We start from the raw sequence: 16,373 nt of genomic DNA, 5'->3' as shown, positions 1-16,373 counted from the left end.
GATTGTTACTTGTTTAACGTCAATACCCACACTTAATGTTCGCGCGTGTGATGGAATGTAATATCAGGATGACGTTCTTGTGCTAAATTAAGGTTTACCATCGTTGGCGCAATATAGGTAAGGTTATCACCACCATCAAGCGCTAAATTGTCATAGGCTTTTTTCTGGAATTGCTCAAGAATTCGTTCATCGTCACAGCTACACCAACGAGCTGTTGCAACACTGATAGGTTCATAAATAGCATCAACGTTGTATTCTGACTTCAAGCGCTGAACAACAACCTCAAACTGAAGCACACCAACAGCACCAACAATCATGTCATTAGAACTAAAAGGCCGGAAAACTTGAACAGCACCTTCTTCAGAAAGCTGTATTAACCCTTTTTGTAGTTGTTTGGCTTTTAATGGATCCCGTAAACGAATACGTCTAAATAATTCCGGTGCAAAATTAGGAATTCCGGTGAATTTCATGTCTTCACCTGCGGTAAATGAATCACCAATTTGTATGCTACCGTGATTATGTAAACCGATAATATCGCCGGCAAAGGCTTGTTCAACGTTAGCGCGATCACCTGCCATAAAAGTAACAGCATCAGCAATTTTTACATCTTTACCAATGCGTACCTGACGCATTTTCATACCTTTTTCATATTTACCTGAGACAATACGCATAAAAGCAATACGGTCACGGTGTTTAGGGTCCATGTTTGCTTGTATTTTAAACACGAAGCCTGAAAACTTATCTTCTGTTGCTTTAACATCTCGCGTATTTGTTGCTCTAGGCATAGGTGTTGGTGCCCATTTAGTTAGGCCATCTAACATATGGTCAACGCCAAAGTTACCAAGAGCAGTACCGAAAAATACTGGTGTTAATTCACCATTTAAAAATTCTTCAAGATTAAACTCATGTGAAGCACCAATAACAAGTTCAAGTTCTTCACGTAGATCGTCAGCATAGTTGCCAACGGCTGCATCAAGTTCCGGGTTATCTAGCCCTTTTATTACACGCTTTTCTTGAATAGTATGGCCTTGGCCTGATTGATAAAGAATGGTTTCATCGGCTAAAATATTGTAAACACCTTTAAACTCTTTACCCATGCCGATAGGCCAAGTTACAGGTGAACATTTTATTTTTAAGACGTCTTCAACTTCATCCATCACTTCCATCGGATCACGTACATCTCGGTCCATTTTGTTCATAAAGGTGATGATGGGGGTGTCGCGTAATCGTGTTACTTCCATTAACTTTATGGTGCGATCTTCCACACCTTTAGCGGTGTCTATAACCATCAAGCATGAATCAACAGCGGTTAATGTGCGGTAAGTATCTTCCGAGAAATCTTCGTGGCCAGGAGTATCAAGTAAATTAACTAAGCAGTCATTGTACGGGAACTGCATTACCGAGGTAGTAATTGATATACCGCGGTCTTTTTCCATTTCCATCCAGTCAGACTTTGCATGTTGTCCTGATTTTTTACCTTTAACGGTACCTGCTTTTTGCAAGGCTTGTCCGAAAAGTAAGACCTTTTCGGTGATCGTAGTTTTACCGGCGTCAGGGTGAGAAATTATCGCAAACGTTCTACGAATATCGACTTCCTGCTGTTGTACAGACATGCAAATTACCTGTTAGTGATGTAGTTGATTCGAAATATAAGAAATTTATCGCGCGGCATTATACCTAAAAGGCCTGTTAAGAGCAGTAAAAACTCTATGATTTTTCAATTTAATTGCTATCAGCTAAAATGCATCAGGTGCTTTTCGTTCAACATGTTATGAGATTTCTTTTTTCATTACTATGGCGTCTTCATAGCCGATTTTACTTGGGTAATAACCTGTTCTTCTAGCGACTTCTATAAACCCCTGATTAATATACATCATTAAAGCTGAAATGTTTTTTGCTCGAACTTCGAGCAAAAGCGTAGTGGCACCTTTATTGGTCGACTGTTGATTCAAATGCAACATTAGTGCTTTACCGTAACCTTTACCTTGATGCTTGGGGTCAATACAAATATCCATAAGTGTGACTTCATCGGCGACAAGGTCAGCGATATAAAAGCCAACCACTTCTTTTTGGTGCTGTGCTAGAAATCCAAAATATCGACCACCAATGCATGAGCGAAAAACTTTCTCACTCCAAGGATGGCTATGGCAAGTATTTTCAATGGGTAATAAAGTAGGAACGTGCCCTTCATTAATTGAGGTAAATTGCAGTTCAGTGGTGTTTGTTGTCATAGGTTCGCAGTGTATTTAGAGGTAAAATAAGATGTTTTTTAGCAATTAGTAGCCATTAGCCAACAGTATTAGTGTTAATCACGGGTAAAAGTTGTTGATACAAACGTTTTTTTAACGCTGGTTGCTGAAAAATATCAGTGATTGGTGGCGTTGTTAATACATTGTTTTCAAAGTCAATGGTTGCTTCATTGACAAATTGCCAAATAAAATCATCGCATTGTAGTTTATTGGGAGAAACTTGAGTAAAGCTTGATGGTTTTAAAGCCATTGCAAGAATGGTGTCTAGAAAAAAACGTTCAGTTAATAACTGATCAATTTCAACAGAAGGTGCTGAAATATCTGTTTGTGATGACTTTTCCACGTTGGCACTTTGTGTCGCAAACGACTTTCTTTGCCATAGCTCGATGCCCATCTCTTGTAAATAAACAAATTGTTTTTCGTTGATAGCCATACTTAACTTAGCGTGAAAAATAATGGGGCTAGTATAAATTGCTTGCTGATAATTGTTAAGGTGATTTCAACATTATCTCTTTGTAAGATCGGAGGATGTATTATTTTTTAACTTTATTTCAAATAATTCAACAGGTAGTGGTTTACTGAAATGGAATCCTTGATATTGGTGACACTGCATGTCTTTGAGTAAGTCAACATGAGTTTGCTGTTCTACACCTTCTGCAATGACTTGTAAGTGAAGTGTTTCAGCGAGAGAGATAATTGCTTTGACGATACTGTGATCTATATCGCTCTTATGTAAATTAAAAATGAAGCTTTTATCTACTTTAATGCAATCAACGGGAAACTTTTTTAAATAATTTAGCGATGAAAAACCGATACCAAAGTCGTCTAATGATAGTTTAAAGCCTAATGCTTTTAATTTTCGCATCGTTTTAATGGCTGTTTGCACATCCGTTAACAGCATTCCTTCTGTAATTTCGAATTTAATACAAGCAGGTGAAACACCAGTTTGGCTTATTTTAGCCTGTAACATGGTTAATAATTCATCGGGAGAAGAAAATATTTGCGCTGATAAGTTGATGGCAATTGACCCGAACTGAACGTTTGCTAACTGCCACGCAGCTACTTGATCAAAGACTTGTTTTATCGCGATGCGATCAATTTGAGCGATAACTTCTGATTGCTCTGCTAACGGTATAAATTCAGCAGGTGAAATAATGGTGCCGTCTGGCTCAACCCAACGAATCAAAGCTTCAGCACCTATGATCAAGTCAGTTTCTAAATCAACGACAGGCTGATAATAAAAGTCAAAATATTGATTGTTAATTGCATTGAGTAATTTTTGCTCGCGCTCAAGTTGCTTCATCACTGAAGTGTTCATTTTACTTTCATAAAAACGATAATATAAACCTTCAGTTTTTTTCGCATCAAGCATAGCAACAGCAGCTTTTCGTAATAACTCTTGGGCATCGTCACTATCTTGAGGGTATAGGGCTATGCCCATGCTTGCATTGATTGTTAATGACACCTCATTGTGCATGAAAGGTTGTTCGAATATCGAAAATATTTTTTTTGATACTCTCACTGCGCTATGTTTTGGGTTGTTTAACTCGACTAAAATACCAAACTCAGCTCCGTTAATGCGGGCGATGACATCTTTTGTGAACAGTACCCGTTTTAAACGTTTGGCTATTTCACATATAATCGTATCACCAAATTGATGACCATAAGAGTCGTTGATTTTTTTAAAGCCATTGATGTCAAAGAGTAGTAATGTCGGAAGCTTGTTGACATGTTTTGCGTTTAAACATGATTGCTGTATCAAACTTTCAAATAGTGCTCTGTTGGGTAAACCCGTTAAATCATCGTGAGTGGCAAGCCTAGTAAGTTGTTCTTGTGCTTTTTTACGCGCAGTAATATCACGAAAAACGCCAAGATAATGAATAACCTCAAGTTGTTCGTTTTTAATGGCTTCAACTTCTAATTCTATCGGATATATTTCATTATTTGAGCGTTGCTCATATAACTCACCTTGCCAGGTATCTGCTATTTTTGCTTGCAGCATGATATTGTCAGCTAAGTTTTTATCTTGACCGTTTATTGTCGCGAAATTGACTTTTTTCCCGATAACTTGATGCATTGTTTTATGGGTAATTTGTACAAAGGCATTATTGACCGCTTCAATGTTGAATTGATTATCGGTAATAAACACTGCGTCAGATGTACTTTTAAAAGCATAAGATAGCAACATTAATTGTTTTTCATTTGCTGCAATATCACTATTCATTTGTTGTAGCTTTGCTGCTTCTTTTTTACTGTAACGTCGACTGATTAATAAAATGATAATGATGGCGCTAGATATGACCAAAATTAATAAAAAGCGTTTTTGGTCTTCGGCTTGTTGAGTATTTGATTGGTGTAGAGCCGTTTCTTGTTGCAATAATTGAATTTGTTTTTCTTTATTGTCGGCTTGAAATTGCTCATTTAAACGTATTATTGACGCCTTCTGTGCGTTGCGAAGGCTATTAATGCTTAATGTGGCGTATTGTTGATGATACGACAGCGCTTGTTGAAAATCTTTTTTCACCTCAAATAAGATACTGAGAGACTTCAATGCTGCAGAATGTAGCCTAGGTTGTTGATTATTTTTGAAATATTTCTCAGCTGAAATGTATAATTTAAGGGCTTCATCATATTTTTTTTGCTGAGTGAGTAGGTTACCCAACGCTATTTTTCCTGTGTAAAGGTTAACGTTATCATGGTTAGCCGTAGCAATCAGTAATGCTTGTTGAATAAAGGTTTCACTTTTTTCAAATAGGCCTATCTTTTGAAGGGCATCAGCTTTAGCGATCAATGCTTTAATTTTTTGTTCGGGATATTCGTCAATCCTGGGGTGTTCAAGTAACTTTTGAAAGGTTGCTAACGCATTATCAAATTGACGTAAATGTTGGAAATAAACACCTTTATTTAGCATGGTGTTTACCCACATAAACTCATTTGAAAGCACAAGCGCGATATTGAAAGCCTTTTCATTTTGCGCTAGCGCTTTTTCATAGTTACGTTGTGCCCAACTGAGCATGGCTAAGTTGGTGTAAATCGTCGCTTGCCCTTGAAGGTTCTTGGTTGATTGGTAAAGTTGCATCGCACTGAGAAAGTGCTGTTGAGCAGCTTCGTAATTGGTGGTGACAAAATAACTGTTAGCAATTATATAATTAAGAAATGCTTGATCATTGACTGAAAGCGTTAATGTTGAATCTAGGTAGTTATCTTGCTTAGAAATAGGTAATACCGAAAGCTGATCTAATAACGCTTTAGCTTTTGCAATAACCAAAACATGCTTATCTTGTATTCGGTATAAGTTTGTTTCTGCGGTCTCGCTAAGTAGGTTTATTATTTGTTGTTCATCGTTTGCAAGTGGAATGTTTTTTAATTCTTGTTGATAGTCGACTAATGTTTCTGTTTGATTTTCCATAGCCGCAATCGCCATTGCTTTTGTTCGAGCCAGCGCAGATATTTTTGGGTGCATTTTTATACTTACACGCGTGATAAACTGCTGCAGTTGCTTTAATTTTTGTTGATTGTTTATTTTACTATCATCAGAAATTGCGATTAGTGTCTGGTAAAGTTGCTCGTCAGACTGATCATTATCAATTTGAAACGCCCCAGTCTTGAACATAAACAACAAGAGGGCGATCATCACAAGATTGAAGTTAAAACGTTTCATAAGCAAGATTCGTTTCATAATTGTAAGTTAACGTTAGCCATCACTTAAGGTTTGCATGAAAAACAAACAACAAAGGTTATCTTGCTTTCAGCTATTAAGCAATGAAGTCGCGATGATAAACCAGACTGGTGTATAGATATTGTGTTTGAGTGAAATGGAGAGAGTAAGAGTCGTGTAACTCATTACGTAAAAAGAATGGCAGGGGTAGAGAGATTCGAACTCCCAACCGTCGGTTTTGGAGACCGCTGTTCTACCAATTGGAACTATACCCCTGCAACGGACGAGAATTATACTCATGGATGAGCAAAGGTAAAGCGGAAATTTATACTTTTGTATTGTTCGCTCATTAATTACTCAACACAGGGGGTATTTGGTTATATTTTTAACTGTTCTGGGTAGGGAAATACATCAGCAACCTCGCCTCGTGCGACCTCTTGTTGTTGGTGTTGCCAATAGGTTGCAGTTAATAAGTCGGCGTGATGAATTAAAAAAGCGTTCCGATATTTTGGATTCGCTAAGGCAAAGGTAGCAATCTCCTCTGGAAAAACATCGCCTTTTTCTACTGTATACCAAGGTTCGGAGGCATAAATTTGTGCTTCGGTTACTGGCATGGGTTTCTGTCGAAAATTGACTTCATTCATATAGGTTATTTCATCGTAGTCGTAAAAGATAACGCGACCATGTCGTGTAACACCGAAATTTTTTAACAACATATCTCCAGGGAATATATTCGCGGCAATTAACTGCTTTATTGCTTCTCCATAACCAAACATTGCCTGTGCTATTTGTTCATCATTAGCTTTTGCTAAATACAGGTTCAGCGGGGTCATACGCCGTTCGATATAAACATGTTTTATAATAATAAGTTGTTCATCTATAGTGATTATACTAGGCGCAACATTAAGTAATTCATCAATAAGTGCCTGTGAAAAACGATGCTTTGGAAAGGCAACTTGTGAATATTCCATGGTATCGGCCATGCGACCGACACGATCATGCAGTTTGACTAGGCGATATTTTTCTTTGACTTCTTTTTTCGTCACACTCTTACTCGGTGAAAAATGATCTTTTATGATTTTGAAAACATAAGGGTAAGAAGGCAGTGTAAAAACAGACATCACCATGCCTTTAATACCATCTGCGAGTTTAAACTGGTCGTCACTTTCGTTAAGGTGCGTTAAGAAGTCTCGATAAAACTGTGTTTTTCCTTGTTTATGAAAGCCGATGGCTGAATATAGATCAGCCCTGGTTTTATGTGGGATCAAAGTTTGTAAAAAATTAACCAATGCCGTTGGATGCAAACAATCAACAAAGAAATAGGAACGTGCAAAACCAAAAACAACCGCCATATTTTCTTCGTCTGTCAATAACGCATCAATTTTTAAGCCTGTGTTTAGGTTATTCACAATCGGTACAATGAAAGGGGTGTTACCTTCGGGTGTGAGCACTCTGCCAATAATGTATGCACCTTTGTTGCGGTAAAAGACAAAATTTAGTATGTCTATTTCAATCGTAGATAATGCAAATGTTGATAAAACAGGGTGTTTAATAAACAGCTTGATCAGCGCTTTTACATCTTTTTTAATGTGCGCAAAAGATCGTTTAAACCCGGCTTGTTCTATAATATGCGTAATGGTGTGGCATAAGCCTTTTTCACTAATGGAATATCGGGTGTATATGGTTTCATTGCTTCGATCTATCGCTAAACAAGATTCAACAAAAATAAAGTCATTAAAGTAATATCGGCGATCAAATAGGTGACAAAAAACGGAGTTATAAAAGCTCTCTGCTAATTCTGCTTGTGGATGTGTTTGTAATAATGCAATGTAAAACTGCTTTACTTGGCGCCAAAGCGTATCATCGAGTGTTTCAATACGAAAATCATCACGTAGTGCTGCTAAAGTTTCTTGAACCCGTAGATCGAAGTAGTCGTTGCGATCTCTTGACGCGGCTTGAATCGCTAACCATTGACCCTGCTCAAATCGCGTTTGTGCAGACTTCGTTATTTGACTAAATAAATAAATATGGCGTTCAAAACCATTCAATATTGTTCTAGCAATGGCTTTAGTGTGCGGATCAAACATAGTCAATAAGTGTCGAATGAGCAAAGTGGATACTTAACAGAATACGATAATTAACAGCATTTTACTGATTCATTCTGCTAAATAGTCATTATAAACAATAGTGATAATGTGGCGTTATCACTTAGTTTTACTTGAATTTACAAGGCTAGGGCTCTAAAATTACGCGGTTTATTTTGTCATAAAGAAGTCTTATTAATTCTATGCGTGTCGCAGATTTTTCCTTTGATTTACCTGAAGAGCTTATTGCTCGCTATCCTAAAGCTGATCGTACGGCTAGCAGGTTAATGGTGCTGGACGGTTGTAGCGGGGCGTTGCAAGATGCCCATTTTGTTAATGTCATTGAGCAGTTGAACACTGGCGATTTATTAGTTTTTAATAATACTCGTGTTATTCCAGCACGAATGTTTGGCCAGAAAAAAACCGGTGGGAAATTAGAAGTACTGGTCGAACGTATTCTTGATGATAAACGCTTTCTAGCGCATGTACGTGCGAGTAAATCTCCTAAGCCTGGTACAGAACTGGTATTAGAAAATAAAGTGTCAGCTATCATGGTGGCACGGCATGACGCACTGTTTGAAATTGAAATTTCACACCAAGACAACGTATTAACGGTATTAGAAGATATTGGCCACATGCCTTTACCGCCTTATATTGATCGCCCTGACGAAGAAAGCGATAAAGAGCGTTATCAAACAGTTTACAATGAAAAACCAGGTGCGGTTGCTGCGCCAACTGCGGGCTTACATTTTGATGATACGTTATTAAAACGTATTAAAGAAAAAGGCGTTAACACTGCCTTCGTTACTTTGCATGTTGGTGCTGGCACATTTCAACCTGTACGCGTAGAGCAAATTGAAGACCATATAATGCATGCTGAATATGCTGAAGTGCCGCAAGACGTTGTTGAACTTATCCAGCAAACAAAAGCAAACGGTGGCAGGGTTATCGCTGTTGGAACTACCTCGGTACGTTCGCTAGAAAGTGCGGCAAAAGCAGCAAAAGAAAAAGGGCAAACGTTAACACCTTTTTATGGCGATACCGACATTTTTATTACGCCTGGTTATGAATTTGAAATCATTGATGCCTTAATAACCAATTTTCATTTATCAGAATCAACGTTACTGATGTTAGTCAGTGCGTTTGCTGGCTATGATAATATTATGGCAGCATATAATCATGCGATATCTGAACGATATCGCTTTTTTAGTTATGGTGACGCGATGTTTTTAACTCGTCGTCAATCATAATGTTAATTACGCCGCTGGCCTGTTTCGCTAGTAGGCAGGAAATCATATGACTGAAAAAACACAAAAAAAAGCAATGAGCTATGAGCTTATTACTAAAGATGGTAAAGCACGTAGAGGCAGATTAACCTTTGCGCGTGGTACGGTAGAAACGCCTGCTTTTATGCCTGTTGGTACATACGGTACCGTAAAGGGTATGAAAAGTGAGGAAATAGAAGAAATAGGCGCTGAAATCATTTTAGGAAACACCTTCCATTTAATGCTGCGCCCAGGTACTGATATTATCGAACAGCACGGTGATTTACATGACTTTATTCACTGGGACAAGCCGATTCTTACTGATTCCGGTGGCTTTCAAGTGTTTAGTTTAGGTGCAATGCGAAAAATTACCGAAGAAGGGGTTAAATTTAGCTCACCGGTAAATGGTGAGAAAATCATGTTAACTCCTGAACGTTCGATGGAAGTTCAGCGTAAATTGGGTTCAGATATTGTCATGATATTTGATGAATGTACGCCTTACCCTGCAACGCATGTTGAAGCAAAAGAGTCTATGGAGCTTTCACTGCGCTGGGCGCAACGTAGTAAAGATGCTCACAAAGAAAACCCAAATGCCTTGTTTGGCATTGTACAAGGTGGCATGTATGAAGATTTGCGCGAAGTCTCTATTAATGGTTTAAAAGCAATTGATTTTGATGGTTACGCCATTGGTGGTTTATCAGTGGGTGAACCTAAAGAAGATATGGTCAGAATTTTAGATCATACAGCCCCCTTGATCCCTGAAAATAAACCCCGATATCTGATGGGAGTAGGAAAGCCAGAAGATTTAGTAGAAGGCGTTAGGCGCGGTATCGATATGTTTGATTGTGTGATGCCTACCCGAAATGCACGAAATGGTCATTTGTTTGTTACCACAGGTGTGGTAAAAATAAGAAATGCTAAGAATAAAGTAGATACAGGGCCATTAGATGAACAATGTGACTGTTATACCTGTAAGAATTATTCGCGTGCATATTTACATCATTTAGATAAGTGCAATGAAATATTGGGCTCTCAATTAAATACTATTCATAACTTACGTTTTTACCAACGCATTATGAAAGAATTACGTGATGCGATTGAGCAAGGCAAATTAGAAGAATATGTGAGTGAATTTTATGCGCTTCGTTCGTTACCGGTTCCACCGTTGGCGAAAGGCAGCGAACAAGTTTAGTTTATTAATAACAATTAGAAGTAAGAGGATATTATGAGTTTATTTATCGGTACTGCACACGCAGCAACAGGTTCAGCACAGCCAGGCGGTGGCATGGAAATGATTATTATGTTGCTTGTATTCGGGTTAGTGTTTTATTTCATGATCTACCGCCCGCAAGCAAAACGTGTAAAAGAGCATAAAAGTTTAATGTCTGCTTTATCTAAAGGTGATGAAGTGCTAACGCAAGGCGGCTTAGTAGGTAAAATCATTAAAGTGTCTGATGAAAAAGACTTTATCGCGATTACTATCGCTGATAATACTGAAGTAACTGTACAAAAATCAGCGATTTCTGCAGTATTACCAAAAGGCACAATGAAAAGCCTTTAAGGCTTTTCAAGACGGTTTGTCTACTAACTTAAGAACATTAGGATGATATTGTGTTAAACCATTCACCATTGTGGAAAAAACTACTGGTGCTTTTTGTTGTATGTATTGGTGCATTATATGCGATGCCCAATTTATACGGTGAAGATCCGGCAGTACAAATTTCTGGATTACGTGGTGTAGAAACAACAGCGTCAACACTAGACTCTGTTAAAGCTACATTAACGGAACAGCAAATAAACTATTCAAGTATGTCTCTTGAAGATGGTCAAGTATTAGTAAAATTTAGCGATACAGAGCAACAACTTAAAGCCCGTGATGAATTAGACTCAGCATTAGGTGACGATTACTCTGTAGCATTAAACCTTACTCCAGCGACACCTGACTGGCTCGCAAGTATTGGCGGTGTGCCAATGAAGTTTGGTTTAGATTTACGTGGTGGCGTTAGTTTCACCATGGAAGTCAACATGAATGAAGCTGAACTTAAAGCAAAAGAAGGCATGGTGGGAGATTTTCGTACTGATCTACGCAAAGAAAACATTCGTTATCGTAGTGTGAAAGAACAAGATAATGGCGTGATTATTACCTTCCGTAACGTAGATGATATTGATACTGCCGAATCATTATTGAAAAAACGTTATCGTGATTTATTATTTTCAGATAACAGTGATGATTTAACCTTATCAGTCACCATGTCTGAACAAAAGTTAAAAGAAATTCGTGAATATGCACTCCAACAAAACATCACTATTATTCGTAACCGCGTTAACGAATTAGGTGTTGCTGAACCTTTAGTGCAGCGTCAAGGGCAGAAAAACATCATAATTGAATTGCCCGGTGTACAAGATACAGCAAAAGCTAAAGAAATCTTAAATGCTACGGCGACCATTGAATTTCGCATGTTAGACTCTGAAGGAGACATTAACAGTGCGTTAAATGGCCGAGTACCAGCAAATTCTCAATTACTACAAGATCGCAACGGCAGACCTTCTTTAGTTAAAAAACGTGTCATGCTAACGGGTGATCATATTGTTGATGCCGGTTCGAGTTTTGATGAGTATTCGCGTCCACAAGTAAACATAACACTAGATTCGCCTGGTGCGAGTAAGTGGTCAAATGCGACAAAAGAAAACGTTGGTAAGCCGATGGTGACGGTATTCATTGAATACAAACCTACCGAGCGTACAGACAAAGAAGGTAATACTATCTTCGAAAAGAACGAAGAGATTATTCAAATCGCGACTATTCAAGGGCGTTTGGGTAAAAGCTTCCGTATCACAGGTATTGACAGTCAGGCTGAAGCGCATAACTTAGCGCTATTACTACGAGCAGGTGCCTTAATCGCGCCCATTCAAATCGTTGAAGAACGTACTGTTGGGCCATCATTAGGCGCTGAAAACGTGAAACTAGGCTTACAAGCTATTGTAGGCGGCTTCGCATTAGTGGTTCTTTTTATGCTGATTTATTACCGCGCATTCGGTATTGTTGCCAACTTGGCATTAACGGCAAACTTGGTGTTAATTGTTGGCGTAATGTCAATGATACCTGGCGCTACGTTAACGCTTCCTGGCATGGCCGGTATCGTATTAACTGTGGGTATGGCAGTAGATGCCAATGTACTTATCTTTGAGCGAATACGGGAAGAGTTGCGTAGCGGTAAGTCTGTTCAGCAATCAATACATCAAGGGTACGATGCCGCATTTTCAACGATTTTAGATGCGAACATTACTACGCTAATTGCGGCAATTATTTTGTTTGCAGTAGGTACTGGGCCGATCAAAGGTTTCGCAGTTACATTATCAATAGGTATCATTACTTCAATGTTTACTGCAATTATTGGTACACGCACAATAGTTAATAGCGTTTGGGGCGGTAAACGTCTCGATAAGCTTTCAATCTAGGAGTTATACATGCAACTATTAAAATTGAAAGAAACCATCGAGTTTATGCGTTTTCGCAAAGTAGCTGTAATATTTAGTGCGTTACTTATGATCGCGGCGTGCGCTTCCTTGGCGATTAATAAATTAAATTTTGGTTTAGATTTTACTGGCGGAACGTTAATTGAGGTTGGCTTTGAAAAAGCAGCTGACCTTAATCAAATCCGTGAAATCATGGAAGGTGCTGGTTATGAGGGCGCTGTTGTTCAACATTATGGCAGTTCTCGCGATGTTGTTATTCGCTTAGCGGTGCAAGACGATGTAAAAGCAGAGATGTTAGGCAACCAAGTGTTAGCATTGCTAAAAGAAGGAACAAACCAAACACTTGAAATGCGCCGTATTGAATTTGTTGGCTCAAGTGTAGGTGATGAATTGACAGAGCAAGGTGGCCTTGCGATGTTAACAGCGCTTATTTGTATTCTGATTTACGTTGCATTTCGCTTTGAGTGGCGCTTTGCATTAGGTTCAGTACTTGCGCTATTTCACGATGTGGTTTTAACCTTAGGTTTGTTTTCAATATTAGGGTTAGAGTTTGATTTAACGATTCTTGCTGCAATATTAGCCGTTATTGGTTACTCGTTGAATGATACTATCGTGGTATCTGATAGAATTCGCGAAAACTTCAGAAAAGTGCGTGATGGTGGACCAGAAGATGTGATTAACCTTTCATTGACACAAACGTTAAGTCGTACTTTTATTACCTCGATTACAACGTTACTGGTATTAGCAGCTTTGTTTTTCCAAGGTGGAGCATTAATCCATGGTTTTGCTACTGCATTGTTATTCGGTGTATTCATTGGTACATACTCTTCTATCTATGTAGCAAGTTCAATTGCGTTAGCGTTAGGTATTTCAAAAGAAGACTTAATACCTGAGGTGATTGAAAAAGAAGGTGCTGATCAAGACGTCATCTTGCCATAATCACTATTGAATGTATTAAAAAGCTGAGCTTGTCTCAGCTTTTTTTATGCCTTATACCAATTGAATTAAAGATTTGATCAACTTAGCTCTTCATTAGCGCGCTTAAAACAAGCTAAATAATTTAAACATAGTCACTCTATGGTTTGATTATGGTATTACTATTACTTTTAACAGTTTTATGCTGAACCCTAGAGGGAATGGAGCATTTATTAATGGCAGTATTGGTATCGCGCATTGAAATAAGTGAATCTGGTTTAGATAAATCCAGCTAAGGATATTTAGCGGTAAATCACTGTTATTTAATTCATGTTTATAAGTCGACAATTCGGAAGTGCATGACAGTAAGCGCTAATATATACTGATATTCGTATACGTATTTTGTAGAGAATGCTTACAAGTTTTAAGCATGGTAGTAAGGCTATAATTACTATAAAAAATCATAAAAAGCTTGTTAATGTATTAATCAGCTCGGAAATGAGTGTATAAATGATAAGCATCGGTCTTCAAAAAATTTTAAAGCACTGTTTAGCTTTATTAATATAATGTTTATAGATAAAGCCAGTTAATTCAGTTGATTGATTTGGTTTTGAAGTGATTTTTTTCGTTAATTAACTATTAAGAGCTATAATTCAAGTGATTTTAGCGTTGTTTAACCCAATTACTCTACCTTAACGTTTAGTTTAGTCATTCGCAAATAAGTTTTTTTAGAAAAATAATATGTGGAGTTGTGAACATTGTTTCAATTAAATGATTTATCAATACGCCGTAAGATTACTATTGGCTTTACTATTCCACTCGTCTTTATTTTTCTCTTATCCGTTGTTAACTATGTAAACATATCAAAAAATGAAGAGTCAACCCGTTGGGTTGAACATACTTACTCTGTTATTGCAAAAGGTCATGAGCTGAATAAATTGCTGCTTGATTTAGAGTCAGGAAAACGGGGCTTTTTAATTACCGGTAATGATGACCTTCTTACTCCTTACTTTGAAGCGAAAAAAGTCTGGGATACAAAATTTGCTCAATTAAAAAAATTAGTTAGTGATAATCCTAAGCAAGTAGAGCGTCTAGAGGCAATAAACGTATTAGAGAAGCAATGGCTAAAAGCAGCTAAAGAAGTTGCCACGACTAAGAGACGAAACCTTGTCGATACTTCTAGGGATTTTTCCGACATTGTTAGTTTTCTTGAAGGTCATGCAGGTAAAGTAATCGGAGATGATATACGTGAAATTATTAATGCTTTTATTCAAGAAGAACATGTTTTAATGGCACAGAGGAAGTTATCAAAACAAAACGATAATTTTTTTACCAAACTCATCATCGTTGTCGGCTGCTTATTTGCGGCTTTAGTAGCCTTAATCTTTGGTGTCTCAATTCAGCGAAAAATATCGCATAATTTAGAAACATTAATCACAGGTACTGAAAGAATAGCAGGGGGTGATTTTGAGTCAGAGATTAACATTGACTCAAAGGATGAGTTTTATACCTTAGCTAAATCTTATAACTATATGGCGGAATCGTTAGCCATTTCTAACCGTGAAATGATAAGTGCAGCGCAGGCAAAAAGTGATTTTTTAGCGAATATGTCTCATGAAATAAGAACGCCTATGAATGGAATTTTGGGCATGCTTTTATTATTAGAAGATACCAAACTTAGTAAGGAACAAGAGAGTTATGTAAAAAGCATTCGTTCAAGTGGTAACGGTCTTTTATTAGTGATTAATGACATCTTAGATTTATCAAAACTAGAAGCTGGAAAGTTATCAATCGATAGTCATGCATTTAAGATGAAAGATTTAATTAACGAGGTTTGTTTTTTATTGGATCCGCAAACGTCAAGTAAAGGTTTAGTCATAACATCAGTGATAGCAGAAAATATGCCCTCTACTTTTTTGGGGGATTCGCTTCGCCTTAAACAAATTATGTTAAATTTAATGAGTAATGCCATTAAATTCTCTAACCATGGTGAGATTGAACTGACCGTTAAATCAGAAAAAAAACGAGAAAACCCTCACCATCATTTATTAACCGTTATTGTTAAAGATTCTGGTATTGGTATTTCGCAGCAAGATCAAGAAAAACTCTTTAAGCCATTCTCGCAAGTTGACACATCAATCAGCAGAAAATATGGTGGTACAGGTTTGGGGTTAACTATTTGTTCTCAATTAATCAAGCAGATGAATGGCAGTATCAGCGTTTCGAGTAAATTGAATCAGGGCTCAACTTTTACGTTTACCGTTCCATTAGTGGAAACTTCCGAAAATGTTGATAGTAAGCAATATGGACAGCAACAAGTAGTATTAGAAAATAGTCAGTTAGCTGAACAAAAGCCTTTAAAGATACTAATTGCAGAAGATAATAAAATAAATCAAGTAATTGCTGATAAGTTATTTGATAAACTAGGCTACAAGGTCGATTTAGCTAATGATGGTGTAGAGGCGTTAAAAGCCGCAATGAAAAAGTCCTATGACATTATCTTTATGGATATGCAAATGCCTACCATGGATGGCGTAACAGCCACCAAAAAAATAATTGAATCTATGCCTGATAATCACCCAGCCATTGTTGCTATGACAGCAAACGTATTAGAAGACGATAAAGAAAAGTGCTTTCAAGCTGGTATGGTTGGATTTATTGCCAAACCCATCGATGCAAATGAAGTGATTAAAGTACTACATCAATATCCGAAGTTTTAAAGAAA

Annotated in this window: 11 protein-coding genes and 1 tRNA gene; 6 read left to right on the top strand and 6 right to left on the bottom strand. The window is 37.6% G+C overall.

All coding sequences use genetic code 11. The features are described from left to right. Positions 1-32 precede the first annotated feature (32 nt). From prfC to aceK, 6 genes are all read right to left on the bottom strand, one after another. Positions 33-1,613 (bottom strand): peptide chain release factor 3, encoded by a 1,581-nt coding sequence (gene prfC / locus BI291_RS02080; protein ID WP_074495992.1) that lies wholly within the window; start codon positions 1,611-1,613, stop codon positions 33-35. Between the two features lie 156 nt (positions 1,614-1,769). Continuing rightward, a complete protein-coding gene (gene rimI / locus BI291_RS02075) occupies positions 1,770-2,231 on the bottom strand; it encodes a ribosomal protein S18-alanine N-acetyltransferase (protein WP_074495990.1) in 462 nt (153 codons plus the stop codon). Positions 2,232-2,286: 55 nt separating this feature from the next. Beyond that, positions 2,287-2,682 (bottom strand): DNA polymerase III subunit psi, encoded by a 396-nt coding sequence (locus tag BI291_RS02070; RefSeq protein WP_074495988.1) that lies wholly within the window; start codon positions 2,680-2,682, stop codon positions 2,287-2,289. Positions 2,683-2,754: 72 nt separating this feature from the next. Continuing rightward, entirely contained in the window at positions 2,755-5,910 is a 3,156-nt protein-coding gene (locus BI291_RS02065) for an EAL domain-containing protein (RefSeq protein WP_074495986.1), read from the bottom strand. 196 nt (positions 5,911-6,106) lie between these two features. After that, positions 6,107-6,183 (bottom strand) — tRNA-Trp (locus BI291_RS02060). 101 nt (positions 6,184-6,284) lie between these two features. Continuing rightward, positions 6,285-7,994 (bottom strand): bifunctional isocitrate dehydrogenase kinase/phosphatase, encoded by a 1,710-nt coding sequence (gene aceK / locus BI291_RS02055; RefSeq protein WP_074495984.1) that lies wholly within the window; start codon positions 7,992-7,994, stop codon positions 6,285-6,287. Between the two features lie 200 nt (positions 7,995-8,194). Here aceK and queA point away from each other — a divergent pair, with 200 nt between their 5' ends. From queA to BI291_RS02025, 6 genes are all read left to right on the top strand, one after another. Continuing rightward, on the top strand, positions 8,195-9,241 hold the full coding sequence (queA, locus tag BI291_RS02050) for a tRNA preQ1(34) S-adenosylmethionine ribosyltransferase-isomerase QueA (protein ID WP_074495981.1): 1,047 nt from the start codon (positions 8,195-8,197) through the stop codon (positions 9,239-9,241). A 73-nt stretch (positions 9,242-9,314) separates the two neighbouring features. Then, complete coding sequence (tgt, locus tag BI291_RS02045) at positions 9,315-10,448, top strand: tRNA guanosine(34) transglycosylase Tgt (RefSeq protein WP_074496093.1); 1,134 nt, start codon at positions 9,315-9,317, stop codon at positions 10,446-10,448. A 33-nt stretch (positions 10,449-10,481) separates the two neighbouring features. Further along, complete coding sequence (yajC, locus tag BI291_RS02040) at positions 10,482-10,817, top strand: preprotein translocase subunit YajC (protein ID WP_074495979.1); 336 nt, start codon at positions 10,482-10,484, stop codon at positions 10,815-10,817. A gap of 50 nt (positions 10,818-10,867) precedes the next feature. Next, positions 10,868-12,715 carry a protein translocase subunit SecD gene (secD, locus tag BI291_RS02035; protein WP_074495977.1) on the top strand — a complete coding sequence of 616 codons (1,848 nt, stop codon included), beginning with the start codon at positions 10,868-10,870 and terminating at the stop codon, positions 12,713-12,715. A gap of 9 nt (positions 12,716-12,724) precedes the next feature. Next, positions 12,725-13,672, top strand: coding sequence for a protein translocase subunit SecF (gene secF, locus BI291_RS02030; protein WP_074495975.1), 948 nt, complete (start codon positions 12,725-12,727; stop codon positions 13,670-13,672). 734 nt (positions 13,673-14,406) lie between these two features. After that, positions 14,407-16,368: a CHASE3 domain-containing protein gene (locus tag BI291_RS02025; RefSeq protein WP_074495973.1), complete on the top strand. Its 1,962-nt coding sequence runs from the start codon at positions 14,407-14,409 to the stop codon at positions 16,366-16,368. The last annotated feature ends 5 nt before the right edge of the window (positions 16,369-16,373 follow it).

Source organism: Thalassotalea sp. PP2-459, from assembly GCF_001913705.1.
GTDB lineage: Bacteria > Pseudomonadota > Gammaproteobacteria > Enterobacterales > Alteromonadaceae > Thalassotalea_C > Thalassotalea_C hakodatensis.
Note: the sequence above shows the minus strand (reverse complement) of the source record. Positions and strands in the feature narration are given on the sequence as shown.

What these genes read in the sequence shown, in the direction of transcription:
- prfC (WP_074495992.1), bottom strand. Translation starts at nt 1,613, where the DNA reads ATGTCTGTACAACAGCAGGAAGTCGATATTCGTAGAACGTTTGCGATA.
- rimI (WP_074495990.1), bottom strand. Translation starts at nt 2,231, where the DNA reads ATGACAACAAACACCACTGAACTGCAATTTACCTCAATTAATGAAGGG.
- BI291_RS02070 (WP_074495988.1), bottom strand. Translation starts at nt 2,682, where the DNA reads ATGGCTATCAACGAAAAACAATTTGTTTATTTACAAGAGATGGGCATC.
- BI291_RS02065 (WP_074495986.1), bottom strand. Translation starts at nt 5,910, where the DNA reads ATGAAACGTTTTAACTTCAATCTTGTGATGATCGCCCTCTTGTTGTTT.
- aceK (WP_074495984.1), bottom strand. Translation starts at nt 7,994, where the DNA reads ATGTTTGATCCGCACACTAAAGCCATTGCTAGAACAATATTGAATGGT.
- queA (WP_074495981.1), top strand. Translation starts at nt 8,195, where the DNA reads ATGCGTGTCGCAGATTTTTCCTTTGATTTACCTGAAGAGCTTATTGCT.
- tgt (WP_074496093.1), top strand. Translation starts at nt 9,315, where the DNA reads ATGAGCTATGAGCTTATTACTAAAGATGGTAAAGCACGTAGAGGCAGA.
- yajC (WP_074495979.1), top strand. Translation starts at nt 10,482, where the DNA reads ATGAGTTTATTTATCGGTACTGCACACGCAGCAACAGGTTCAGCACAG.
- secF (WP_074495975.1), top strand. Translation starts at nt 12,725, where the DNA reads ATGCAACTATTAAAATTGAAAGAAACCATCGAGTTTATGCGTTTTCGC.